The organism is Vibrio algivorus (genome assembly GCF_030161215.1).
Classification (GTDB): Bacteria; Pseudomonadota; Gammaproteobacteria; order Enterobacterales; family Vibrionaceae; genus Vibrio; species Vibrio algivorus.
Window position 1 is genome coordinate 397,523 of the sequence record NZ_BSPV01000004.1, and the last position, 24,910, is coordinate 422,432.

The 24,910-nt window shown below is 38.1% G+C and carries 26 protein-coding genes and 1 tRNA gene; 15 read left to right on the plus strand and 12 right to left on the minus strand.

The window, feature by feature from the left end; all coding sequences use genetic code 11:
• Positions 1 to 14: 14 nt before the first annotated feature.
• The gene (moeA, locus tag QQJ93_RS07540) at positions 15 to 1,274 is read right to left on the minus strand and encodes a molybdopterin molybdotransferase MoeA (RefSeq protein WP_089122901.1); all 1,260 of its coding nucleotides are present in this window, start codon (positions 1,272 to 1,274) and stop codon (positions 15 to 17) included.
• A 249-nt stretch (positions 1,275 to 1,523) separates the two neighbouring features.
• Here moeA and folE point away from each other — a divergent pair, with 249 nt between their 5' ends.
• Positions 1,524 to 2,207 carry a GTP cyclohydrolase I FolE gene (gene folE / locus QQJ93_RS07545; protein ID WP_089122902.1) on the plus strand — a complete coding sequence of 228 codons (684 nt, stop codon included), beginning with the start codon at positions 1,524 to 1,526 and terminating at the stop codon, positions 2,205 to 2,207.
• A 108-nt stretch (positions 2,208 to 2,315) separates the two neighbouring features.
• Here folE and arfB read toward each other — a convergent pair whose 3' ends face one another.
• Complete coding sequence (gene arfB, locus QQJ93_RS07550; protein WP_089122903.1) at positions 2,316 to 2,729, minus strand: alternative ribosome rescue aminoacyl-tRNA hydrolase ArfB; 414 nt, start codon at positions 2,727 to 2,729, stop codon at positions 2,316 to 2,318.
• A gap of 134 nt (positions 2,730 to 2,863) precedes the next feature.
• Here arfB and QQJ93_RS07555 point away from each other — a divergent pair, with 134 nt between their 5' ends.
• Entirely contained in the window at positions 2,864 to 3,451 is a 588-nt protein-coding gene (locus QQJ93_RS07555) for a beta-phosphoglucomutase family hydrolase (protein WP_089122904.1), read from the plus strand.
• A 74-nt stretch (positions 3,452 to 3,525) separates the two neighbouring features.
• Positions 3,526 to 3,774 (plus strand): DUF3297 family protein, encoded by a 249-nt coding sequence (locus tag QQJ93_RS07560; RefSeq protein ID WP_089122905.1) that lies wholly within the window; start codon positions 3,526 to 3,528, stop codon positions 3,772 to 3,774.
• A gap of 67 nt (positions 3,775 to 3,841) precedes the next feature.
• Here the strand turns inward: QQJ93_RS07560 and bamJ are convergent, their stop codons facing one another.
• Together bamJ and QQJ93_RS07570 are read right to left on the minus strand one after the other, a co-directional pair.
• A complete protein-coding gene (gene bamJ, locus QQJ93_RS07565; RefSeq protein ID WP_089122906.1) occupies positions 3,842 to 4,315 on the minus strand; it encodes a BamJ family beta-barrel-assembly machinery protein in 474 nt (157 codons plus the stop codon).
• Between the two features lie 9 nt (positions 4,316 to 4,324).
• Positions 4,325 to 4,951 carry a thiol:disulfide interchange protein DsbA/DsbL gene (locus QQJ93_RS07570; protein ID WP_089122907.1) on the minus strand — a complete coding sequence of 209 codons (627 nt, stop codon included), beginning with the start codon at positions 4,949 to 4,951 and terminating at the stop codon, positions 4,325 to 4,327.
• Between the two features lie 196 nt (positions 4,952 to 5,147).
• Here QQJ93_RS07570 and QQJ93_RS07575 point away from each other — a divergent pair, with 196 nt between their 5' ends.
• Positions 5,148 to 6,179, plus strand: coding sequence for a S1 family peptidase (locus tag QQJ93_RS07575; protein ID WP_089122908.1), 1,032 nt, complete (start codon positions 5,148 to 5,150; stop codon positions 6,177 to 6,179).
• Positions 6,180 to 6,243: 64 nt separating this feature from the next.
• On the opposite strand, the gene QQJ93_RS07580 is transcribed toward QQJ93_RS07575, so the two are convergent.
• The gene (locus QQJ93_RS07580) at positions 6,244 to 6,744 is read right to left on the minus strand and encodes a CreA family protein (protein ID WP_089122909.1); all 501 of its coding nucleotides are present in this window, start codon (positions 6,742 to 6,744) and stop codon (positions 6,244 to 6,246) included.
• A 290-nt stretch (positions 6,745 to 7,034) separates the two neighbouring features.
• Between QQJ93_RS07580 and QQJ93_RS07585 the strand changes: the two genes are divergently transcribed.
• From QQJ93_RS07585 to QQJ93_RS07600, 4 genes are all read left to right on the plus strand, one after another.
• Entirely contained in the window at positions 7,035 to 7,562 is a 528-nt protein-coding gene (locus QQJ93_RS07585; RefSeq protein ID WP_089122910.1) for a flavodoxin, read from the plus strand.
• Positions 7,563 to 7,693: 131 nt separating this feature from the next.
• Complete coding sequence (gene yieH / locus QQJ93_RS07590; protein ID WP_089122911.1) at positions 7,694 to 8,344, plus strand: 6-phosphogluconate phosphatase; 651 nt, start codon at positions 7,694 to 7,696, stop codon at positions 8,342 to 8,344.
• Between the two features lie 536 nt (positions 8,345 to 8,880).
• Entirely contained in the window at positions 8,881 to 9,474 is a 594-nt protein-coding gene (locus QQJ93_RS07595; RefSeq protein ID WP_089122912.1) for an acyl carrier protein phosphodiesterase, read from the plus strand.
• A 66-nt stretch (positions 9,475 to 9,540) separates the two neighbouring features.
• Positions 9,541 to 10,821, plus strand: a complete 1,281-nt coding sequence (locus QQJ93_RS07600; protein WP_089122913.1) for a DEAD/DEAH box helicase — start codon at positions 9,541 to 9,543, stop codon at positions 10,819 to 10,821.
• Positions 10,822 to 10,827: 6 nt separating this feature from the next.
• On the opposite strand, the gene QQJ93_RS07605 is transcribed toward QQJ93_RS07600, so the two are convergent.
• From QQJ93_RS07605 to QQJ93_RS07615, 3 genes are all read right to left on the minus strand, one after another.
• Complete coding sequence (locus QQJ93_RS07605; RefSeq protein ID WP_160117476.1) at positions 10,828 to 11,544, minus strand: TetR/AcrR family transcriptional regulator; 717 nt, start codon at positions 11,542 to 11,544, stop codon at positions 10,828 to 10,830.
• A gap of 459 nt (positions 11,545 to 12,003) precedes the next feature.
• Positions 12,004 to 13,017, minus strand: coding sequence for a low-specificity L-threonine aldolase (gene ltaE / locus QQJ93_RS07610; protein ID WP_089122915.1), 1,014 nt, complete (start codon positions 13,015 to 13,017; stop codon positions 12,004 to 12,006).
• A 23-nt stretch (positions 13,018 to 13,040) separates the two neighbouring features.
• Positions 13,041 to 13,562: an NUDIX hydrolase gene (locus QQJ93_RS07615; RefSeq protein ID WP_089122916.1), complete on the minus strand. Its 522-nt coding sequence runs from the start codon at positions 13,560 to 13,562 to the stop codon at positions 13,041 to 13,043.
• A 220-nt stretch (positions 13,563 to 13,782) separates the two neighbouring features.
• Here QQJ93_RS07615 and QQJ93_RS07620 point away from each other — a divergent pair, with 220 nt between their 5' ends.
• The 6 genes from QQJ93_RS07620 to ppiC all read left to right on the plus strand — a co-directional run bounded on the left by QQJ93_RS07620 (position 13,783) and on the right by ppiC (position 20,532).
• Entirely contained in the window at positions 13,783 to 15,444 is a 1,662-nt protein-coding gene (locus QQJ93_RS07620) for an ATPase RavA domain-containing protein (protein WP_089122917.1), read from the plus strand.
• 12 nt (positions 15,445 to 15,456) lie between these two features.
• Complete coding sequence (viaA, locus tag QQJ93_RS07625) at positions 15,457 to 16,905, plus strand: ATPase RavA stimulator ViaA (RefSeq protein ID WP_089122918.1); 1,449 nt, start codon at positions 15,457 to 15,459, stop codon at positions 16,903 to 16,905.
• A 247-nt stretch (positions 16,906 to 17,152) separates the two neighbouring features.
• Positions 17,153 to 17,239, plus strand: a tRNA-Leu gene (locus tag QQJ93_RS07630).
• Between the two features lie 160 nt (positions 17,240 to 17,399).
• Positions 17,400 to 19,127: a choice-of-anchor I family protein gene (locus QQJ93_RS07635; RefSeq protein ID WP_089122919.1), complete on the plus strand. Its 1,728-nt coding sequence runs from the start codon at positions 17,400 to 17,402 to the stop codon at positions 19,125 to 19,127.
• Positions 19,128 to 19,497: 370 nt separating this feature from the next.
• Positions 19,498 to 20,181, plus strand: coding sequence for a MaoC family dehydratase (locus QQJ93_RS07640; RefSeq protein ID WP_089122920.1), 684 nt, complete (start codon positions 19,498 to 19,500; stop codon positions 20,179 to 20,181).
• Between the two features lie 72 nt (positions 20,182 to 20,253).
• On the plus strand, positions 20,254 to 20,532 hold the full coding sequence (gene ppiC / locus QQJ93_RS07645; protein WP_089122921.1) for a peptidylprolyl isomerase PpiC: 279 nt from the start codon (positions 20,254 to 20,256) through the stop codon (positions 20,530 to 20,532).
• An 85-nt stretch (positions 20,533 to 20,617) separates the two neighbouring features.
• On the opposite strand, the gene QQJ93_RS07650 is transcribed toward ppiC, so the two are convergent.
• From QQJ93_RS07650 to msrP, 4 genes are all read right to left on the minus strand, one after another.
• Complete coding sequence (locus tag QQJ93_RS07650; RefSeq protein ID WP_160117477.1) at positions 20,618 to 21,367, minus strand: EAL domain-containing protein; 750 nt, start codon at positions 21,365 to 21,367, stop codon at positions 20,618 to 20,620.
• Between the two features lie 172 nt (positions 21,368 to 21,539).
• Positions 21,540 to 22,331, minus strand: coding sequence for a lipase family protein (locus tag QQJ93_RS07655; protein ID WP_089122923.1), 792 nt, complete (start codon positions 22,329 to 22,331; stop codon positions 21,540 to 21,542).
• A gap of 60 nt (positions 22,332 to 22,391) precedes the next feature.
• Positions 22,392 to 23,033: a protein-methionine-sulfoxide reductase heme-binding subunit MsrQ gene (gene msrQ, locus QQJ93_RS07660; protein WP_089122924.1), complete on the minus strand. Its 642-nt coding sequence runs from the start codon at positions 23,031 to 23,033 to the stop codon at positions 22,392 to 22,394.
• Positions 23,033 to 24,043, minus strand: coding sequence for a protein-methionine-sulfoxide reductase catalytic subunit MsrP (gene msrP / locus QQJ93_RS07665; protein ID WP_089122925.1), 1,011 nt, complete (start codon positions 24,041 to 24,043; stop codon positions 23,033 to 23,035). The genes msrQ and msrP overlap by 1 nt, the downstream gene beginning before the upstream one ends.
• Before the next feature lie 318 nt (positions 24,044 to 24,361).
• Here msrP and QQJ93_RS07670 point away from each other — a divergent pair, with 318 nt between their 5' ends.
• A complete protein-coding gene (locus QQJ93_RS07670) occupies positions 24,362 to 24,901 on the plus strand; it encodes a cytochrome b (RefSeq protein WP_089122926.1) in 540 nt (179 codons plus the stop codon).
• The last annotated feature ends 9 nt before the right edge of the window (positions 24,902 to 24,910 follow it).

Genomic DNA, 24,910 nt, shown 5'->3' on the forward strand with positions numbered 1-24,910 from the left:
AAATAACCTCAGATTTAATAAAAACTTGGGCTGAACATTTGGATATGGACGGTTTCACCAGCTTCAACGTGACCGCGTTCTTGCTCTAATACAACAAAGCAATTGGCAAGACTCATTGAGCGAAATGCGCCTGAACTTTGATTACCAGTAGTTGATACTTCAAGTGTACCTTGCTCAGTTATTGAGAAAATGCCACGTTGAAAATCTGTACGTCCCGGTACTTTTTTGAATCGTGTTTGGCTAACAGCTGGGATGCTAGGTTGTGGTTGCCATTGGCTATGACCTGCTAGTTTTGCTAATAGTGGTTGAACCAGAATATAAAGCGTTAATACCGCCGACACTGGGTTACCAGGCAAACCACAGAATAGGGCGCTTTTACGTTCTTCGGTTTCTAGTAACTTACCAAAAGCAAAAGGCTTACCCGGCTTCATAGCAATCTTCCAAAAGCCTATCTCACCTAACTCATCTAAAATCTCTTTGGTGTAATCTGCTTCACCGACACTTACACCACCTGATGTAATGACAACGTCCGCTTGAGATTGTGCTTGTTGAAAGGCTTGTCTAAGTTGTTCTTTATCGTCAGGAATGACACCGAGATCAATCGCTTCACAACCAAACTTTTCAAGCATCACTTTGATGCCATAACGATTACTATCGTAAATTTCACCTGCTTTAAGTTTTGTACCTAATGGTTTTAATTCATCGCCAGTTGAAAAAAAGGCTACTTTCGGCTTCTGGAATACCGAAACGCTTGGGATGCCTAGTGTGGCGATCATTGGGATATCACGAGATGTTAGCTTGTGACCTTTGGCTAAAACTAATGCACCTTGCTCGATGTCATCGCCGGTAGGTCGAATATTCTGTTGTAGCTTAACGGGTAGTGCTTGTGAGAAATTAACAAGATCGCCATTCGCTTCAGCTTGTTCTTGCATTATCACGAGATCACAACCTTGTGGGATTTGCGCACCGGTCATGATTCTAATGCAAGTGCCTTGTGGCCAGTCGCCTTCAAATGGAATACCTGCAAAGGATTTTCCTATTAATGGTAATTGTGTTGTCGATTCTAAGTCACTAGAACGCAATGCATATCCATCCATTGCCGAATTATCAAATGGTGGGACATTGATTGGTGAGTGAATGTCTTCGCTTAAAACATACCCAACTGCTTTATCAAGAGGTAAGTTTGTCACCAATGAAATTGGTGTGATGGATTCAAGCATCTTTGAAATAGCAGTATCAATTGGCATTAAGCCTGGAGTGTCGCAGCAACCCATATACAATGTTCCTAATCATTTTCATCATTTAATGATGACTATTATACCCAAGTAACTTCAAGGTGCGAGTTTCAGTAAGAATAAAACAATCTGTAAGCTAGGAAAATTGAATATGAGCATAGTGATTCTATCTCTGTTCAATTTAGGGATGTATTTTTTATTAATAACGAGTATCCTTTAAAGCCTTATATAGCTGAGAAGTTACTTGGGTATATATGCGAATCAAGTCCTTGAAACCGGAGAAATCAAATGGCAAATTTGGAGACGCACGCAGTCGCTAATTCCGAGCTAAGTGAAGCGGCATTATTAGTTCAAAACGCATTGGCTAAGCGTGGCATTGAAACTCCTATGTATCCGAATGATGTATCAAGAGAAGAGAAAAAAGAACGCATTGAATATCATATGCGTGAAATCCTCTCTTTACTTGAACTTGATCTTGCTGATGATAGCTTAGAAGAAACGCCGCGCCGTATTGCTAAAATGTACGTAGATGAGGTGTTTTCGGGCCTTGATTATAAAAACTTCCCTAAGATCACTGTGATTGAAAATAAAATGTCTTGCAGTGAAATGGTACGAGTAAAAGACATTACCGTTACCAGTACTTGTGAACATCATTTAGTGACGATAGATGGTCAAGCTGCGGTCGCTTATATTCCAAGAAGTAAAATTATTGGGCTATCTAAAATTAATCGTATCGTACGTTTTTTTGCACAGCGCCCACAAGTTCAAGAGCGTATGACTCAGCAAATTTTGGTTGCGCTGCAAGCCTTACTAGAAACTGATGATGTTGCAATCACTATGGATGCAACTCATTATTGTGTGAAATCACGTGGAGTGATGGACGCCACTAGTGTAACGACTACGACTGCTTTAGGTGGGATATTCAAATCAAACCCAGCTACACGCGCTGAGTTTTTACATGGTTTAAGATAATTGATTCACTTAGCTTCAATGCTAAAACCACTACCTTACATTTAAACACAAAGCCGCTATTTTTAGTGGCTTTGTCGTTTCTGTAACACAAGTAAAAGCTGTGCAGGGTTAAACATTTACCTTGCCACGTAATTTCTTAGTTTGGCCACGCATGACTTTTTTATCTGTACGCTTGCGTTGAGAAGATTTCGATGGGGCAGTGGCTCGACGTACTTTATCCACTTTCGCAGCATCTAAAATCATCTGTTTTAAACGTTCGAGTGCATCTTCACGGTTTTTTTCTTGAGTTCGAAATTGCTGCGCTTTAATCACAATCACGCCATCAGTAGTGATCCGCTTATCTTTTAATTCGAGTAATCTTTGTTTGTAGAATTCTGGAAGCGATGATTTATTAATATCAAAGCGTAAATGAATTGCAGAGGAGACTTTGTTGACGTTCTGACCGCCAGCCCCTTGAGCTCTAATCGCCGTTAATTCTATTTCCCAGCTTCCTAGCTCGACATTATTGGATATTTTTAACATAAATTGACCATTAGCTCACAGATTTTGTGGATTTAGTTATCGAATTGTTAATTGCATCGGTGATATGCTTGCCTAATATACCCAAGTGATTTCAAGATGCGAGTTTCAGCAAAAATAAAACAAGAGAGGCACGTATGGCAGTAGATGTTTCTAGTTATAAAGGCTTAATTTTTGATATGGATGGCACCTTAATTGATACTATGCCTTCACATCTACTCGCATGGAAACAAACGGCGGAAGAATTCAATTTCCCGTTTGATGCTGAATGGATTCACAGCCTAGGTGGAATGCCCACTCAGAAAGTCGCATTGTTATTGAATGAACGATATCACATTGATATCAATCCTCAAAAGGTTGCTGAAATGAAAACCGGCTTGTTTGCTGGTTTGATTGAGGATGCCAATATCATAAATTGTACTTATGACGTTCTAAAACAATTCTACGGTCAAAAAAAGCTGGCGATAGGAACGGGTAGTAATCAACAAAATGCGCTTCGTTTATTAGAACATAATAACTTATTGCCACTATTGGATACTGTCGTGACGGCTGCTGATGTTAAAAACCACAAACCCAATCCAGATACATTTTTATTAGCAGCAGAAAAATTAGGTTTATTACCTAGTGAGTGTGTCGTTTTTGAAGATACTGAGATAGGTCGACAGGCGGCTTTATCTGCAGGAATGGCATGCATAATGGTAGTTAATGGTCAGTTAGTCGCCTAACGATGAATGCATTATTGAGGTGTTTGTCTACTTAGGTATACAATGACGTACTTTTAAAAAACTAGGTCAAAATAATGAGCGATACTAATTCAACCCCAGCTTTACCTGATCACCTTTCTGGCAACCCTCGCAGCCCACATTATGTTGCGGAATGCTTTGAGCAACCAATCGGTATCCGTCTTAATGGTAAAGAGCGCACTGATGTAGAAGAATACTGCGTTAGTGAAGGTTGGGTGAAAATTGCATCACCGAAATCAAAAGATCGTTTTGGTCAACCAATGTTGATTAAACTAAAAGGCGAAGTTGAAGCTTTTTATAAGTAATGCACTCTAGAATTGAAAAATGCAATACAGGAGACTGTATTGCATTTTTTGTATCTGAAATAAGAGATTAATCTAAGATCTCAAGTAACTCGACATCAAAAATTAATGTCGCTCCCGCTGGAATTGGACCGGAGCCACTTTTTCCATAAGCGATATCGTAAGGAATAAATAGGCGAACCTTTTCACCTTCTACCATCAGTTGTAAACCTTCTTGCCAACCTTTGATTACTTGATTAAGTTTAAAACTGATTGGTTCACCGCGCTTATAAGAGCTATCAAATTCGGTGCCATCTAACAACGTACCTTGATAATGAACTTTAACTTGACTCGTTGCAGTAGGGTGAGCGGTGCCGTTTCCTTCTTTTAATACTAGATACTGCAAGCCACTCTCGGTTTGAATAACACCTTCACGTTGGTTATTTTCCGCTAAAAATTGCTTACCTTTTTCAATATTCACAACGGCAAGTTTTTGATTATTGATGTTGCGGTAAATGAAGAATGCAACAAGCAATAGAACGATAATAGGAAGTATGATCTTCACGTTAGTCCCTTAAGGTTGTTTGAGTAGAAAGTTAATGGTGTGTGCGATTTCGTTGATATCTTGATGACCGCCAACTAGCACTTCATATTTACCGTTAACAATGAAGGTTGGTACTGAATTAAACCCACCTTGTTTGCTGATTTCCATTGCTTGATCTAAATAACGGAATAGAGCTTTTTGCTGTAAGTCATCAAAGCTATAAGGGCTAATCATATGGCGAGAGGTAAATACTTGTTCAATAGCCTGTTTTTGTTGTGAAATTGTTGAGCCTTCACCTAGTTGAATCGCTGAAAATAAATCTTTCATCATCGCTTCATCAGGCTTGTGATTCAATTGCATTACCGCTGCATAATAAATTAATGCAGCCACTTGCGCTTGATCGTTAAAGGTTACGTGTACTTTGCCAATGTCTTGGCCAGTTAATTTCTCTAGTTCAGGTAAAGAAGCTTCCATATTTCGGCAATGACCACAAGTCAAAGAAAAGACTTCGGTAACGGGGCTAACTTCAGGTTGCGTTAATGTTGTTGTGAGTTGTTGATATTGCTCACCTTGCTTAGGGGTGTCGGAGTCAGAACATCCGGCAATAAAAAAGGCGGTAACAGTCAGTAAAATGATGTTTTTTAATATGTTTAACATGATGTTCTTCAGTGTTAGGTTAGGTGAATAGATAAAAATTAACTACGTAAAATATAGAACTTGTAAGATATGAAAAGTTCCAGCATAAGTAAAACTTCTTTTGTATCAATGTGTTCTTAAACGATATAAAAACATACAAATCAACTAGAGCTTAGCGTAAACTGAACCATAATACCTATGGATTTGGTTGAATTTTATGAATAAAAAAATTTTCAATATGGAACGAAAATTAAGTCATTTACTTTCTTTAAGTATCTTTTCTTTGTGTGGATTTTCCTCTTTACTTCATGCACAAGAAACGACTCCCATCTCCCCATATATCATCAATGGTAATACGGTTTTAACTACATCATTTCCTTATATGGGAGTATTAATCACAGACAATGTGACCGATAACAAACGTACGGTAACTCGCTTTTGTGGTGGTACCTTACTTAATGAGCAATATGTGTTAACCGCTGCGCATTGCCTATATTCAGATAACCCATCCAAGTTTAAAAATTTAGCGGTGGTTTTCAATGTTAACAATGTTGATGATGATATTTTTAACCAAGAAAATACCTATGCAGCAAAGGAGGTGTATTATCATGATGACTACACCACAACAACTTTTCAAAATGATATCGCTATTATTAAATTGATATCTACCGTTCCTGAAAGCGTTGTATCTTCAGCTGATTATGTGAAAACAGCCGTGAATGAAAACTACCGTATGGATGGCCAATTATTTACCGCTATTGGTTATGGAAAAACAGGTCCACAGGCTGACAGTGCTAATTCCTTACAAGAGGTTCAAATTGAATATTTACAGCCTGATCAATGTGAACAGAATTTTGATATTTCTGATAAACAAATTTGTGTAATTGGTGAAGAAAAAAACAGTTTGCACTCTGGTGTCTGTGGTGGGGATTCTGGCGGGCCATTATTATATGAAGAAAAGGGGCAACAGTACCAAGCTGGCATTGTGAGTTATGGGCCTAAAGAATGTGGAGACCTTAATGTAGCGGTTCAAAGCGTTTACACTGAAGTTTATGATTATGCTGACTGGGTAGCCAACGTACTAAATGGTAGTGAAATACCTAAATTTGATGTAACTAAACTGGAAGAAGATGATAACGAAGCTAATTCTTCCGAAGGAAGTAGTGGTGGTGGAACGATAAACTTAGCTTGGTTAGCTGTGTTGCTATCATTGCTTGTCTTTAGAAAGAAAACGAGTACAAAGTTTTGATAAAAAAGCAGCGAATAGCTTTATGTTATTCGCTGCTTTTTAACAAATCTTTAGATTTAAAGTTTTAGCTGTTATTTTGGTTCGCTATTTTTTCTGCTTCAATTTGTTCTGGGGTTTTGTAAGCTTTGGTATTCCAAAGAGGTACCGTTGATAAGCTATGTTTGTAACTACCTTGAATTTCTTTGGTACTGTATGAAAGGTATAACAAGGTTTGCGAGCCTTGGTCATAAATTCTACGGATTTTCAAAGTCTTGAATAAAACACTTTTCGATTTCTTAAATACCACTTCACCGGATTTAGATTTATCAATCTCAGCAATCATTTCAGGTGTTATTTCACCTGTTTGACGACATGAAATGCCCATATCAGAAGGGTCGGCAAAGTCTAAATTCGCCTCTACATTAGAAATATGGCAAGTAACGCCAGTCACAATAGGATCAGATAACACTTCAATCTTAATGTCTTTAGTGGTGAATATCCCCAAAGAGACATCTCCCACTTCATTTTTATCACAAGCAGTAAGTGACAGTGTAATGGAAGATAAAAGTACAAGTTTTTTTATCATGTTCCTTTCCTTTGGAATAAATCAGTAAATATTGAATATCGATTTATACCCAAGTGAATTCTGCGTCTTGAAGTTACTTGGGTATAGAATGCTTAAAGTTTAACATAAGCCATCAATACTAATGAAAATAAATTCAATGATTTGGTGAATTCACTCGTTATGTGTATTGCCTATAGGCAAGTTCGCAATCACTAGCCGCCAGCAAGCTGAGCTGTTAGGATGACATCACTCGTACGGCTAAAATCGTACTCACGTATTCAAAGCGGCAATAAATGTCGCTGAGGTAAAGTATGCAGTCTCAAATCGATAGTTATATTTCGGCTAAAAACCATTGGTTGTCTCAGCAAGTGGACGTCGAATATCCGACACCAGAAAGCCTAATGGGACGCAAGCTGTATTTAGAAACAGAACAAGATGTGAAATATAGTGTGTCTGAGATTGAATCATTGCTGAATAACAAAGTAGGACTAAATGTCATTGAAGTGGATTTTCATCGATTAACTATTTTATTTGCAGTTCTTCAAGCATCGCATCTTTCTGATAAGCCAGATAATCAAAACCTTATCATCGAGTTTCTTACACAAATTATCCTCGATAATGAATATCAACTCTTCCTAGGGTTTGATGGTGGGGAAGCCGTTTCAGCCTTGATTTGTAAGATTGATCTAGATGATCGTCTCGCGGTTTTAACGGATATTGTCATTTCAAAAAAAGCTCAAAATTTATTTAAAACGTCAGATTTTGCATCAGATGTTTTGCAGCATTTAATATCCAAATCACTGATAATACATAAGGTTATTCATCCTAGTTGGGTATAAATAGTGATCTTGTTATAATTTTTAAATTTTAATTCTGTTTGAGATAACACAAAATTTAATTGCTTCTGTCCTTTTCTAGATAAACATCGACACTGAATATATCGGAATGAACGTATAGGTGTGGTGCGGCGATGGATACGGATAAAATAAAATGTGTCATCTTTGACTGTGATGGAACTTTAGTCGACAGTGAGAGTTTATGCTGCCAAGCGCTCGTAAATGTGTTTGCAAGTTACGGAGCTGATATTAACTTTGAACAATGTATGAACAATTTTCAAGGTGGGAAAATGTTCGATATATTGAACGAAACCAGCCAAGCTGCTGGTTTAAGTATTCCAATGGAAGTGCTAGAGCCTAAATATCGTGAACAAGTAAAGCAACTTTTTGATGAACAACTTCAACCTATTCCACATGCAAAACAGACCGTTGAGCATTTGATTCAAAAAGGCATTGCAGTGTGTGTGGCTTCTAATGGACCGCAAAGTAAAATGCAACATTCCCTTGCGTTGACAGGAATGCTACCGCTTTTTGAAAACAAAATTTTTAGTGCTTTTGATATTAATAGCTGGAAACCAGAACCTGATTTATTACTATTTGCTGCTATGCAAATGGGATTTTTGCTTGAAGAATGTATGTTTGTTGATGATACCGAGAATGGCATATACGCTGGTATTAATGCAGGATTGAAGACGATTTATTATTCTCCCGTTGGTAGTGATATAGACGATCCACAAGTGACAACGGTCAAGTGCCTAACTGAATTACACCGATGGTTTAGTTAACTTCCTTTTTAACTAAACCGCAGTAATCAGCCTGATAAAATTAAATAATGGAAAGGCAAGGACAGAGACTAGTGCAAGGTAGAAATGGATTTCAGAAGGGGAGCTTCTGAGTTATTTGTTATGGTTAAGCGGTTTTTACTATTAATTGGAACCGGCCCACACTCAACACAGATCAATACATCCTGATCTTCCGATAGCAAAAATTCATCACTCGAACAAATTGGGCAGCAGCTAATTTCCGAATCTTCATAAAGAAAAGTATCGTTGTTGTTTTTCTTCATTATAAAACCCTCTTTTATCTTCATACAGTATGAGCCCATCAATAGATGTATGCATAAGTTTCCTATCACTGGGCCATAATAAAGCGACTGGTTTACAGCAAAACACCTTCACTTTAGCACTCGGTTACATTGTATTAAGATAAGTGTCGCAAAAATCAAATAGCCAAGGTTAGCAGTATACTGAATTATGGTTCGAAATGTTTATTTAATCACCAGATCATACCAGTCATAAATATCGCTTATTTAAGGAGTAAGATGAATTTTTTAGCGCATTTACATATTGCTGAATATTGTCAGAGTGATTTGGCTGGTAATCTACTTGGTGATTTTGTAAAAGGTAACCCGGAAGGGAAGTATCCTAATCATGTCGTTGATGGGATACGCCTTCATCGGTTTGTTGACAGCTACACAGATACTCATCCATTGATACTACAACAAAAATCACTATTTGATCCTCAAATTAAACGATTCTCACCGATTGCATTGGATATGTTTTGGGATCATTGTTTAGCTTGCGAATGGGGTGAGTTTCATCATCTTAGGCTAGTTGATTTTGTTGAGAAGTGTCATTCTTTCTGTGATTCACAAAGCTATGAAGTACCGGATCATTACCGAACGACGATGAATGCGATGTGGCGTGGAGAATGGTTGCTATCCTATCAAGATATTAATAGCACCTTGTACGCCCTTGAAAGAATGTCACACCGTAGCCCTAGAATGGGCCCTTTAAACGATTGTGGTGATGTTTTAGTGGCACATTATGAAGAGTTACGTGCGGTGTTCTTACAGTTTTATCCTGATATTCTGAATAACAGCAAAAGATTCATCGATAAACATCAACAGCCGTGAGCTTAAGTTTGATAGAATCACCGCATCAGTCTCGTTTTATTTTTTATTTATAGTATTAGGCACTCTATGTCGTTCGAAACCTTAGGCTTATCTCCCCAAATCTGCCAAACTTTATCAGTCCTTGGTTTTAAAACGCCAACAGATATTCAAAAACAAGCCATTCCCAAAATATTAGAAGGCAAGGATATACTTGCTAGCGCACAAACAGGAACTGGGAAAACGGCTGCGTTTGGTTTACCTATCATTCAACAATTGTTAGATAGCCCTGATTTAGATGGAAACAATGATATTGCTGAGCCTGAAGAACTTCCGCAGAAAAAAACGCGTGGCGCAGCCGTTAAAGCACTGATTTTGACGCCGACACGAGAACTCGCTCAACAAGTCTACGACAATCTTGTGTCTTATAACCAAGGTTTGAAAATTGTCGTGGTTTATGGCGGTACCAGCATGAGCGTGCAAACTAAAAATTTAAGCCTTGGCGCTGATATTGTCGTTGCGACTCCTGGTCGTTTACTTGATCACCTTTTTGTTGGCAATTTGCATTTGCAACAAACCCAAACACTGGTACTCGATGAAGCCGATCGCATGATGGATATGGGGTTTATGCCAGATTTACAACGAATCTTGCGCCGAATGAGTCAAGAGAAACAGACCTTATTTTTCTCGGCAACGTTCACCAAGCGCGTTCGAGAGGTTGCTTATAAATTGTTAAATAATGCTGTGGAAATACAAATTGCTTCGGAAAATAGCACAGCAGAAACTGTTGAACAAATAGTCTACCCAGTGAATAAATCGCGTAAACGTGAGCTCCTCTCTTACCTAATTGGTTCTAGAAATTGGCAACAAGTTTTGGTGTTTACTAAAACAAAGCAAACTTCAGATGTGTTAGCTAAAGAATTAAAGCTCGATGGCATTGAGGCGGCTTCCATTAATGGTGATAAAAGCCAAGGGGCAAGACAAAAAGCATTAGACGATTTTAAATCAGGAAAAGTAAGAGCTCTGATTGCTACCGATGTTGCGGCACGCGGATTAGACATCCAACAACTACCGCACGTGGTTAATTATGAATTACCCTTTCAAGCAGAAGACTATGTTCACAGGATTGGAAGAACCGGGCGAGCAGGAGAGAAGGGGCAAGCAATTTCTTTGATGTGCCCACAAGAGCAGTATTTATTAGATGCTATCGAAACCTTGCTTGATACACGCCTTCCTCAACAATGGCTGCCTGGTTATGAACCCACATTTGAAGAAGAGGAAACTCAAACCAAACGCCGTAGCCGTTCTTCAGAAAAGAGAAAGCTTAAAGCAAAACTAAAGATACATAGCTCTAGAGGCAAACGTCGATAATATCTATTACCCATTGGATTCTTTAGGTGGTGGTACAATAATTTCGTCTAAGCAGCTTGGTGACTCAATATATTCATTGGAAATATAGAGTTGGCTTGCAAGTAATCGGTTAAATTGTTGCCAATGTGCAAATAGTGCAGATTGACGGTTATCAGATTCAAAGGCATGTAACATCAAAGGCTCTAACGTACTTGCTGTATGAGAGTACATTGAGGCTTGCCAACGTAAAGTCCTAGATGTGAGTGGGGAATCTGGATGATCTTGTTTAAATTTCTGTATTAGACCATCAATTAGTTGGTTGTTTTTACGATTTGGTTCTAAGAAGTAGTTCACCATACTCTTTTCTTGTCGAACCGCATCGGCAAGGAAAGTAATGGCTCGCGAATCATGTAAGCTACAAGCTAAAACACGATTCATCAGCATATATAACTGAACATTTGCCGGTAGGTTTTGTGGTAGAGAATCAATAATATATTGAAAGTACTCTTGGAAATATTGGTAGATATGATCACTGATATGCTGCCAAATTTTCTCTTTACTACCAAAGTGATAGCGTAACAAGCTATGGGATACATTAGCCTGTTCACTAATCTGGCGCAGCGATACTTTTTTATAGCCAAATCGACAAAATAGCTGTGCAGCAATCTTTAAAATGGCTTTTTTGGTCTGCTCGGCTTCTTGAGCTGTGCGACGACCTTGTTTTTTTTCAGTGACTGAGTTCAATGTACTACCAATATTATTATTTAGTATTTATACCCAAATGACTTCAAGATGCAGAATTCAGAGCTGTCATCCAAACCTTTAGGCAAGAAAGATTGGCGAAGGAATGAAGCACCTTTCAAACCAATCTGACGCGGCATAAAGGTTTGGATGAAGCTCCCGAAGGGCAAGTTAAAACAAGCTATATGCCGCGTTAAATTGAGTAGAGATAATAACTATGATCATATTCAATTTGCCTTGCCTAAAGCTTGTTTTATTCTTGCTGAAACTCGCATCTTGAAGTTACTTGGGTATATAACCAAGTAACCTCAAAGTGAAACTTGACATCACTTGGTATAATCAACCAGTATTTTCTTTGTCATTATATACCCAAGTAAGAAAATTCTTCAGCTATTTCGCACTAAGCCATAATGTCAAAAAATGAAGTAGATTTAGATATACCTACTTCATTTTTATACTCATTTAACCCGCCTTAACAAAATGACGAATACGTTCTACTAAGATATCAACATCACTAGCTTGAACATCATTGTGCAATACAAAGCGAAGAGGATTACCGGCGGTAATAATAATACCTTCTTTCTTTAGTTGAGATTGCATGGCAAGAGTATCAATATGTGGTGCTAACTTAACAAAGACAATATTAGTTTGTACGTGATCAACGTTGATATTAAAGCCGTCCAGTTCAGATAAACCGGTTGCCAGTCTTTTGGCATTATCATGATCAGTTTGTAAGCGATTAACTTGTTCTGTTAACGCAATTTTACCTGCAGCAGCCAAAATGCCCGCTTGACGCATACCACCACCAAGCATTTTGCGAATACGTCGAGCTTTATTGATGAATTCTTTTGTTCCTAAGAGGAGTGAACCAACCGGAGCAGATAACCCTTTTGAAAGACAAATGGTCATAGAATCAAAATGACAAGCGATTTCTTTAATATCAACATTTAATGCTACTGCTGCGTTATAAACACGAGCGCCATCCAAATGTAGCTGTAAATTATGACGTTGGGTAAATTCACGTGCTTGACGTAAATAGTCAAGCGGTAGCACTTTACCATTAATAGTATTTTCCAAACTTAATAACTTGGTTTGTGCAAAGTGAATATCATCAGGTTTAATGGCTTGCTCTAGTTTTTTAAAGCAAAGTGTGCCATCAGCTTCATTTTGGATTGGTTGCGGCTGAATCGAACCGAGTACAGCTGCGCCACCGCCTTCAAATTTATAGTTATGTGCTTGTTGACCACAAAGGTATTCATCACCACGACCACAATGAGACATTAAGCCGAGTAAATTAGCCTGTGTACCTGAGCTGGTAAAAATGGCAGCTTCAAAACCGTGACGCTCTGCCGCCCAAATTTCTAAAGCATTAATCGTAGGGTCATCCCCATAAACATCATCACCTACAATTGCATTTGCCATTGCGATACGCATCGCTTCCGTAGGTTGGGTAACCGTATCTGAACGAAAGTCCATGTTATTTCCTTAAAATTAAATAGCTAAATTAAAAAACCACACAGTTTTGCTTTGCTTAGACAAGCAATGGTTTTTCCATCAGTGATCTCATCGGTTTTGATCCAATTCTCAATATCATCTAACGAGACTTTAATAACATTAATTACTTCATCATCATCTGGTAATAACGATTGATTCGGAGATAAGCCTTTAGCAACAAAGAGATATTGAATCTCATCACAGAACCCCGCCAAAGGAGAGCATTGCCCTAAAGGTTCGAAATGTTGAGCGCTGTAGCCAGTTTCTTCAATTAATTCACGCCTCGCACATTCTATTGGGCTTTCATCGCCTTCAATGGTTCCGGCTGGAAGTTCTAAGATCCATTTATTTAATGATGGGCGAAATTGTCGCAGTAATAAAATATCGCCATCATCTGTGATGGGTAGAATAACGGCTGCGCCAGGGTGAATGATAGTGGTATGACGAATAGATTTCCCATTAGGTAGATCGACATCGATCTCAGCCAATTGAATATTTTTCCAACGGTGTAAAACAGTATGGCTCATAGTTATCACTCTTAACGGGTCGATATGTTGTGTTTGCGAGATTAAATGCAGGTTATCAAAAGGATTGATAGATTACACCCTATATACCCAAGTGACTTCAAGGTGCAAGTTTCAATGATCATTAAAATTAACAACTTAATGATCCATAATAAAAAAATGATTCACCTTTCGCTCAGAATAAGACAAAGTGTTACTAAAGAGGTATTTAGAAGAGGTAAGCATGGAAAGCGCACAAAAAAGAACCGTCACAGAACGTTCATTGTTATCGGAAAGAATCAATAAATTGGTTCAAGCGTTATCTGATGGTGTTTATGAGCGAGAAGATACCATTAGATTATGTTTATTAGCAGCTTTGTCCGGTGAAAGTGTTTTTTTACTTGGTCCTCCTGGTATTGCCAAAAGCCTCATTGCTAAGCGACTTATTCAAGCTTTTGAAAGTAATAGCTATTTTGAATATTTAATGACTCGATTCTCTACTCCTGAAGAGGTGTTTGGTCCGCTAAGCATTCAAGAATTAAAAGACAATGGACGCTATGTTCGTCTGACTGAAGGGTATTTACCAACCTCACATGTCGTATTTTTAGATGAAATCTGGAAAGCTGGTCCAGCGATATTAAATACACTACTCACCGTGGTGAATGAAAAAACTTTTAAAAATGGCAGTGATGTTGAACCCGTACCAATGCGCCTATTGATTACCGCATCGAATGAACTCCCAAATGAAGACAGTGGCTTAGAAGCACTATATGACCGAATGTTAGTCCGTGTTTTTGTTAATCGTATTCAAAATAAGCAAAACTTCCACTCGATGTTAACGGTTGGTACTCCGCAAGAAGCGAAGATTCCAGAAGGACTCGCCATTAAAGATGAAGAGTACTACCGTTGGTTAAACGAACTTGATCAACTAGAGCTATCAGAAAGTACTTTTGAGCAACTCTACTACCTAAAATCTAAGATAGAAGCAAAAGAGCAGACCGCTTCATCGGCAGCAGTCGAAAGTGATTTATATGTTTCGGATCGCCGCTGGAAAAAAGCAGTTAAATTACTTAAGGCCAGCGCTTACTTTAATGGTAGAGATAGTATTAACGCACTTGATTTGTTGCTACTACAAGATTGTTTATGGAATTCACCACAATCTCGTTTAATTGTTCGTGAATGTATTGCTGAGTTCGCTAGTGAGCAAGCCTATCATCAAGGTACTTTACGAGCCCAAATTGAACAAAAGCAGGATAAGTTAGCCGAGTTGGATCAATCCATCACTAAACGGTTTGCTATGACGTTATCGTCAGACGTCGAAGGGACGATTCGCCGCAAAAATATTTATCAATATGATCTATCAAAAGCGAAAAAATACCGTGTCGGTAATACATCAGATTTAGTTAAGCTGGTCCTATTAGAAACCAATATGTCAGTAACCAACCATGATACGGGTGATAGTCGTTGGGTGTACATTCCGTATAAAGAGCTAGAGCCAATTATTAAAGATGGCGGCGGCGAAGCTTATGGTTTTGTTAATAAAAAGACCAATTTATGCCGCTTCGTATTTGATATAGATGTAGACCAGCGCCTTGTAATCAAAGATATAGGCAATCGTGCAATCACCGTTACACTGGCGACGGATAAAGGTTTTGATCCAGAAGTAGTAACCCAATGGCAGTCGACAACTGAGTCGGTGGTGAAAGAACTAACTAGCTTAGATTTTGATGTGCGTAAGGCTCGAGAGGAATTTCACTCTAGTTTGCCCCACAGCTTCTTAGATAAAGGTTTATTACTACAAATCGAATCAAGTATTCAAGAGCTCACTCAGCTTACTGAGGCTATCAAACAAAAAACTGATGATGCAATGGAACAAATTCATCGTTTGCAAGAAGCATTTGAATAATGAGCGACAATTATGCTTGGAATTGATGCTTTAGATATTGCGGTTTTATTAGCCGATGCTGAAATGATTGAAGTGGCCTTACAAGATTTAATGGGTCGCTCTCAGTTATTGCCTTTGGTTGAGGAAAATAAAAGCGTCCGAGGGATGGTTAAATCGCAACTTAAGCGATGGAAGAGCAAGGTGGCTGCTAAGGTTGATAATATTCCTCATACTAAAGAAATTAAACAAGAATTGGCTTTATACCAAGAAGTGATTCATTGGAGTGAAACAGAATTCATAGCCCAAATTGACACTCTACTTGAGCAATTACAATCTTGTTCAGAATTTTATCCTGACGCTAAAAAAATTCTTTTATCCACCAATGCGAAACTGAACCCTATGCTGCCACACTATTTTTGTCAGCAATGGTATAACAGTATTGTAAGTAATGTTAGGCGTATTCAAGAGTCTCAGCTTGAAGTAGAGAAACAGAAAGAACTCGAACAGCTGCGTAAACGTCTAGAAAACATTAAACAAATGGAACAACTTTCGCCCGATGAAGATACAGGAACCATTGCTGGACGAATGTGGGATATGACCAATATCAGCTTATCAAAAAGCGATTGGTCAGTGATGAAAGATCAGGCTGACTTTTTAAATAAGCATCCAAAATTAAAAGATATTGCAGAACAATTGGGTCGAATGGCGAATCAAAACGATCTTAATGAGCCACCTAGCTATAGCGAAGGGATTCGTTTTGAAGAAGAAAACTCTCAACAGGCTACTGATGATATTGTTGGCATTCATGAAAACGATGATCTGAATAAACTGCTACCGAATGAGCTGCTATTTCTTACCTACCCAGAGCTCGAAGTGGTTTTTTATAAGCACCTTATTGATAAGCGCTTGATGAATTACCAAATGGAAGGAAAAGCCCATTCATCTAAGAAAGTTACAGCAATGGAACCGATCCCCGCCAAAGCGGAAAATGATACTGGCCCATTTATAATTTGTGTTGATGCATCTGGCTCGATGCGTGGTTTCCCAGAGCAATGTGTAAAAGCCATTGCCTTTGCTTTAATGCAGATCGCCTTGGCTGAAGATCGTGACTGTTATGTGGTTTTATTTTCCACTGACTACATCACTTATCAATTGACCAAACAAGATGGTCTTAGGGAAGCGAGTGATTTCCTTTCCTATACATTTCATGGTGGTACTGACCTAGAGCCAGCAATTTCTGAAGCAATAAAACAAATGCAAGGGGAGCGTTATCAACATGCTGATTTGGTTATTTTGTCTGACTTTATTGCCCCAAAACAATCCAAAAACATGATCCAGCAAGTTGAAGCATTAAAGCAAAAAAATAACCGTTTCCACGCAATAAGTTTATCAAAGTATGGAAACCCAGAATTGATGAATATTTTTGACCATGTATGGTCTTATACGCCTAGTTTGGGGCAAAAGTTAGTAAAGCAAAAATAGGGTAGTCACCAAACTTTATTCGTATTTTGGGGCGTTTGGTTGGATTTTTGAGCAGTTAAGCTAGAAAGTTTTAATTTATTATTGACTCAATCGCTCAGTCCAGTAAAGTATCAAACATTGTTTAAACAGCTGATTCTTTACTGTTTAATAATCTATTTACTAACATGGCAAATGCGATGTTAAAGATGGTGTCTTAACTGTTCATTTAACTACTAAATGGTTAGGTGCATCGCAAAAAGAATTGCGTGCCCTGGTGGTGGAATTGGTAGACACAAGGGATTTAAAATCCCTCGGCGTTCGCGCTGTGCCGGTTCAAGTCCGGCCCGGGGCACCATCTATATCAAAGGCTTACCGATTTCGGTAGGCCTTTTTTATTTTTCCTCTCTTATATCTCAAATCTCTCTTGCGTAATCAAATTGAAATATTTTTGTCATTTAGCATTCAAATATAACTTAGAGCATAGTGTTTTTATTATGCAAGGAAGATAGAACACAATGAACACTAAGTTATTACCTGTATTATCGGCATTAGTACTCAATCTCTCAACGTTTCCTAGTTATGCACTTACTATGGATCTCGTTGGACGTTATCAAACGAAAATTTATGGTGAAGCGGGTGCCGAAATTGTCGACTATCATCAAACCACACAATCTGCTTATGTGGTCAATGGCGCAAAAAATCGAATTGATATTATCAAACTAGACAATTTGTCTACAGAAGCTATTAAAGATTCATATACCGCTAACACATTAAAGGCAAATCAATTAGCCCTACCCAAAGAAGTGATTACTACAAACAATCAGACTATGCAATTGGGTTCAGCGAACTCGTTAAGTATCTATGATGACTGGTTAGCGGTGGCGGTCGCGAATAAAGAAAAACAAGAAAACGGTGCCGTTCTTTTCTATCATATTAAAGAAGATCAGCCAAAGTTGTTGAAATCCGTTGAAGTCGGCGCTTTACCTGATATGGTGACTTTTACCCCAGATGGTTCAAAGGTAGTGGTTGCCAATGAAGGGGAGCCGACTAATGATTACCAGCATGATCCTGTGGGTAGTGTGGGTGTGATTGCTTTCGATAAAAACGGCCCTGTTGATACGGCTGTTTTACTCATGTTTGATAAATTTGAAAAACAAAAAGATCAGCTTATAAAACAAGGATTCAAATACGCGAGCCCAAAGGGGTATTCATTAGCACAAGATATTGAACCAGAGTACATTACAGTCAGTAAAAATAGTCGTTATGCTTGGGTTTCCCTACAAGATAATAATGCTTTAGCTAAAGTCGATTTAGAAAAAAGTAATATTGATGCTATTTACCCACTTGGTTTGAAAGATTACAGCCTAGAAAAAAACGGGATAGATGCAAGTGATAAGGATGAGACGATCAACATCCAACCATGGCAGGGCGTCTATGGCCTATATCAACCAGATACTATTCACATCTATACCGTTAATGGTAAGAGTTACATTGTCACTGCTAATGAAGGTGATTCACGAGATTGGTGGTTTGAGGCCAGTGATCAACAAACCTGCATTGATGCGGGTGGTCGAGATTATGATGAAGAAGATGGCTGCCTAGCCTACAGTGAAGAAACTCGAGCGGCTAAATTACCGTTAGCTGAAGATAACCCAGCAAAACAAAACATGGGCAAACAAGCACTTGGGCGTCTTAAAGTGACAAAAGCCATGGGGGATGAAGATGGTGATGGTTTCTATGAGAAAATTGTCAGCTTTGGTGCTCGTTCGTTTTCTATTTGGGATGAACAAGGGTTGCAAATTTTTGATAGTGGTAATCAGTTTGCCAAAGTGATTGCTGAACGTTTTCCCGATAGCTTCAATACCAATGAAACTGAAAACAAAATGGATAATCGCTCTGATGATAAAGGTTCAGAACCTGAAGCGCTTGCTGTAGGGGAAGTAGACGGCAAGACTTACGCTTTTATTGGTTTAGAGCGAATGGGCGGCATCATGATTTACGATATCAGCCAGCCGAATCAATCTAAATTTGTCGATTATCATCTTAACCGTGATTTATCCGTTAATTTTGAAATAGACGATTCAACCCAGCCAATCAGCTTGAAAGGTGATTATGAGAAAGCTGGGGACTTAGCTCCAGAAGGTATGCGTTTTATTAGTAAGCAAGAAAGTCCAACTAAGCAGGCGTTGTTACTAGTAGCAAATGAGGTAAGTGGGAGTGTCTCAGTCTATCAACTGAAATAAAACGGCTAGTACATACTAAGAATATATACCCAAGTAAGCCTTGTTTGACATAACAAGGCTTTTTTAATTAGTTAATTTGAAAAATATCAAAAAATGACCAATATATGAATAGAGTAAAATTTATTCAACTGCGCTAAGACATTAATTTCTTTTAAAAAGACACTTTAAAAGTCATGGTTATGTCAAATTCACTACAAATAGAAAATTTATAAAATATTGTTAAGTGGTTGATATTAAAGAGTTGTCATGTAATTGCAATACAGCTGTACGCTCGAAAGTATTTGCACGGGTATGTGAACTGGTTCAAAATTATCGTTTAGTGAGTAACTGGTAAGAGTTCTTCTAACATCTTATAGGGCAAAGACTGAACATGAAAGTCGTTGATATTATCAAGCACAAAACAGATTCTTTAGCGAAACATCAATTCGAATTGAAAGATTTGATGTCGCCAGTATTGAGAGAATACTGGGCTGATTTTATTAATCGTGCGAATTCTCAACAAATATTTCCTTGGCTGAAAGATCATCAAACACCAGCTGTTAATGAAGAAGTAGCACCTACTGCCGTTCCTGAGATAGAAATGTCACCGGAAGCAGAAGCTTTGTATCTTGAGTTAAGTGACAAAATTGACCAAGAAATTCATGTAGGTGAGTGGATGTCAGTCGATCAAGATCGCATTAACTCCTTTGGCCAAATTACCGAAGACATGCAATGGATTCATACGGATACCGATCGTGCGGCAACAGAATCTCCTTTTAAAACGACTATTGCACATGGCTTTCTAACTTTATCTTTATTATCTCGTTTAACGGATAGTGTTGATGAGGAAAATCCTCCATTTCCAACGGCTAAAATGACAGTTAATGTTGGGCTGAATGAAGTTCGTTTTCCTTATCCTGTTAAAGCAGGCAATAACATCCGAGCTCGTAGCAAGCTTTTAAAAGTGACACCAATTAAACGTGGTTTAGAAATTGAACGTGAAGTGAAAGTAGAAATTGATGGTGTAAGACGCCCAGGTTGCGTGGTCGTTTCAGTTATCCGTCTTTATTTTTAATTTATATCCAAGTGACTTGAGTACAAATAGCGCTGATAATATTGGCGCTATTTTTTATTGAGAGAGGTTAATATGGCTCGTACTGCCGCTGCGCTGCATATTTTAGTAAAGCATGAGTCTCAAGCTAAAGATATTCTACAACAACTTAAGAAAGGTGCTAAGTTTCAAGCATTAGCTAAGAAGTATTCAACATGCCCATCAGGCAAAAAGGGTGGAGACCTAGGAGAATTTCCTAAAGGTGCAATGGTTCCCGCTTTCGATAAAGTTTGTTTTAGTGGTGAGTTAATTACTCCTCATTTAGTCAAAACCAAATTTGGTTGGCACATCGTAAAGGTGCTTTATCGAACCTAATTAACTTCAGGTTTGGTTAATTAAACAATAAAAAAGCGTTCACTCCGATTTGAAGTGAACGCCTTTTTTATGTGCGAACTAGATATCAAGCTGCTGGAATCATGGATTCAGGCATACCAAGGTAATACCCTTGATACATATTGATATTCAATGCACGCATGGTATCCAGTTGTTGTTGGTTTTCAATACCTTCAATAACCGTTTGAGCACCGTAAGCCTTTGCGATAGCCACAGCTTCTAGTAGCTTTTCTTGTTCACCTGCCATGTATTGACTTAAAAGCATGCGATCAATTTTAACAATAGTCGGATTAATGAGATCAACACGCTCACTATTTGAGTATTCCGAACCAAAGTCATCAATCGCAATATCAAACCCATGTTCAGCCATTTTGCTAACTGAGGCTTTCAGCTGCTCAATGTTATCACAGTGAAATTCAAGTAATTCGAGAACGATTTGATTTGAGCTAATCTTCAACTTGTTCAGCTCTTTTAGAAAACGAACTTCATGTGGGCAAGAAGGCTCTATGGTTTTAAAACTATTGGGTAAAAAGTTTAAGAACAACTTAATTTGTTTGTGCTGAGAATCAACAAAGTTATTGATGTGTAGTATTCGACTAATAAGGTCTATCGCACTTTTATCATCTTGATTTGGGTTGTCATCTGAAAAGTAATAGCCAGGACAGATATGCTCACCAGATTCACTTTTCATTCTTAACAAGGCTTCAACACCAACAATCGTATTTTTTTGATTAAAAATAGGCTGAAAAACACTATTTAATGTTAAGTTTTTATATTGTGCAAAGTGATTACCACACTCGTCTTTAAAAAAAGACATGTCGAATTTTTTTGACATTAATTCAGGTACTCAATGACTACTACAAATTACACTTAAGATAGCAAATACAACCAGCATCAGCTATCTATTTAATGATATAAATAGCTTTTTAACTCAATTCGATATTGATTTTTATAGGAAAAACTATTGAGTGGAGAGTATCTCATGTATGTTATCGCTCATCAAAAAAGTCTTTGTCGCGTATATATTTACTCATTAAATGATAAGAAAACGGTCTAATTAACCAGCTCAATAAAGAACGACCTAATCGTAATATTGTGGGGGTGTTTTCATAAATACGTCCATTGTATAACCACAGCATTTTTCCTACATGCCAGTACATAAATGGAATCGGAGGTAGAAAGGTGACGATATCAATATCACAGCAAACACGGAATGTTCTTCTTGCTAACTGATAACGTCGTCGAAACCGCCATCCTCCGATGGCTGGCTGACCAAATGTCACTACACGTTTTATAATATTCGGATATTTGGTTTCTAAATAATCGGCAAAAACTAATCCTATAGCACCACCGGAAGAGTGGCCGGTAATACTAATTCTTTTACCTTTTTCAATCAGGGGAGTCAGTATTGTCTCTAAACGAATATAAACCGAATCACCTAGCTTATCGTCGCGATGTGAAGGCATGCTTTCTTGGTGTAACAAATGATGAAAACCAGCATGTATTGAATAAGGTAACCCTAAAGTAGGAAGGCAAGACTTACGCCACATAGCGAGATTTAACAACCAGTCGTTAATGCTATGTGATCCTTTAATGACAACGATCACTTCTTCTTTATCTTTACACCACAATACACGGATTAACGTTTTTCCTTTGGCGTTATAAATAATGCGTTGGCCATTGGGATCAAAACCATAGCGTGTTTGCTTAAAAACTCTAGGGTAGGCCAATTGGCAAAGAATAGCATAACGTTCGTATTGGTATCGTTTGAGTGTCTTCAAATATAAAAATCATTGTTATTAAGGTAATCACTACCATGCCAAACAATGATTACGAAATTATTACTTAGGGCTATTTTTTTCTACTGATATTTTACTTGGCAGTAGAGTATGAAGCCAGCGCTGGATTTTCTCTTTCCTTAACCATAATAAGAATAAAGCTCCTGCAATATAGAGGCTTGGCTCTAAAATTTCTGATTTAACTGACCAGTAATAATGGATTGGTGCAAGTATGGCAGCGATATATACCCAATTGTGTAATTGCTGCCATTTCCTGCCCATTTTTCGTTGTAGTGCTTGTGTAGAAGTGATCGTTAATAGTAGCAGGATAATCCAAATCACTGCGCCTAAAACTAGGTAAGGACGTTTAATTATCTCACTACCAATTAATTGCCATTGTAAGGCCAAATCCAACCAAGCAAATGCCGTTAAGTGAATCACTGCCCAAGCAAAACTATAAATACCCAGCAAACGGCGTGTTCTAATTAGTTGACCTTGTTTGAATTTTTTCGCCACTGGTGAAATGAGGAGAGTCATCATCAAGGTATTTATAGCTGCTTTACCAGTAAAGTGAATAATGGGCTGAACAGGATCGGCTCCTAAGTGCCCATTTATCACGGCAAATACCAACCACGTAAGTGAAAATATTTGGGCTAAATGTATGATCACTTTTAGGCCAATAATATGCTTTGGTTTTAAAGGCATTAATAATTTCGCTTTAGGTCTAAATTTTTATACAAAGAGGCAACTTGCTCACCATATCCGTTAAACATAAGTGTTTCTTGTCGAACTGAGCTGAATACACTGCCTTCACCAATAAATCGTTCACTTGCCTGACTCCATCTAGGGTGATCGACATTTGGATTAACATTGGCATAAAAACCATACTCATCAGGAGCAAGTAAGTTCCAGGTAGTAGGTGGCTGTTTTTCAAGTAAATGGATTTTGACAATCGATTTAATTCCTTTAAAGCCGTATTTCCAAGGCACTATCAAGCGTAATGGTGCACCATTTTGTGGTGCGAGCGTTTTGCCATATAAACCAACAGTCATTAAAGTCAGTGGATTCATAGCTTCAGCTATGGTTAAACCTTCTACGTACGGGTAGTCGATACTTGAAAAACCACGTTGCCCTGGCATTTGGTCGGGATCATAAAGTGTTTCAAATGCTACGTATTTGGCTTTACTGGTAGGTTGAACCAAGTGTAATAGTGACGCTAATGGAAAACCTAACCACGGAACATTCATCGACCAAGCTTCTACACACCGATGACGGTAGATTCGTTCTTCAATCTCCATGTTTTTCATCACGTCAGCTATATCAAGCGTCACCGGTTTGGCGACTTCCCCTGTGATCTCTATCGTCCAAGGTGTCGTTTTGAAATTCTTTGCTTGCTCTGCAGGTTCACCTTTACCGGTGCCAAACTCATAGAAATTATTATAAGTCAGTACTTTATTTTCTGGTGTTAGTGCCAATCCTTTTGTTGAAAATTCAGAAGATGCACCTTCTAACGCCATTCTTGAATCTTGCTCAGTGACTTTATCATTTGATGAACTAAATACATCAAATAGTCCAGCATGAGTCTGAGATGCGAAAGGGACGGCTGCCGCTGCAATACCTAGCTTCTTAACAATGTCTCTACGTTGTTTATAAATAGATTCTGGGGTTGCATCATTTTCACTTAAAAACCAAGATGGACGTGATTTAATCAACATAAGGCAATCCTTTGTGAAGATAAAAATAAGATTCGTTTTAATAAGACCGCAATAAGGAATAAATAATTTCAGGTAGTTGCGATTTGTTGGTTGTGAACACTATTATCAAAGTTCGACAGACGTTAGTTAACTTGACATTTCTTGACAAAATTTTTGTTACACAAAAGTAACCATTAATTTATGTTTGTTATTCCTTACAATCGTAATGGTTGTCACAATGTATACAGTGTGGTCAAAAAAATTGAACAAGTTGTCCAGAATAGACTCTTATCTTCTGTGGTATAAACAAGAATAACTTTCATATATGGAATGAGTTACATGAATCAAGTTGTACATAGCTATAACCTTATTAGCAAAATTAATCACTGGATTTCTGCTGTAGTCATTATCGGACTATTTGCTGCTGGTCTATGGATGGTTGATTTAAGTTATTACAGCGCTTGGTATCAAGATGCGCCACATTGGCATAAATCGGTTGGCTTATTGCTCGCGGCTTACACTGTGTTTCGAGTGATTTGGCGCTTATTTACTCACTCACCAGAAGTAGAAGGGACTACATTTGAAAAAGTCGCAGCAAAAATTGCTCACTTTTTAATGTATGCGCTGCTGTTTGGAATTTTTATTTCAGGTTATCTTATTTCAACCTCTGATGGCCGTGGGATCGATATTTTTGATTGGTACACGGTACCATCACTGGGTGCATTATTTGAAGACCAATCCGATATCGCAGGTCTACTACATTATTATTTTGCATGTATCTTGATAGGTTTAACATCCATACATGCGATTGCAGCACTAAAACATCACTTTGTTAATAAAGACAATACGTTACGAAAAATGACAGGAGCGACAAAATGATTAAAATGG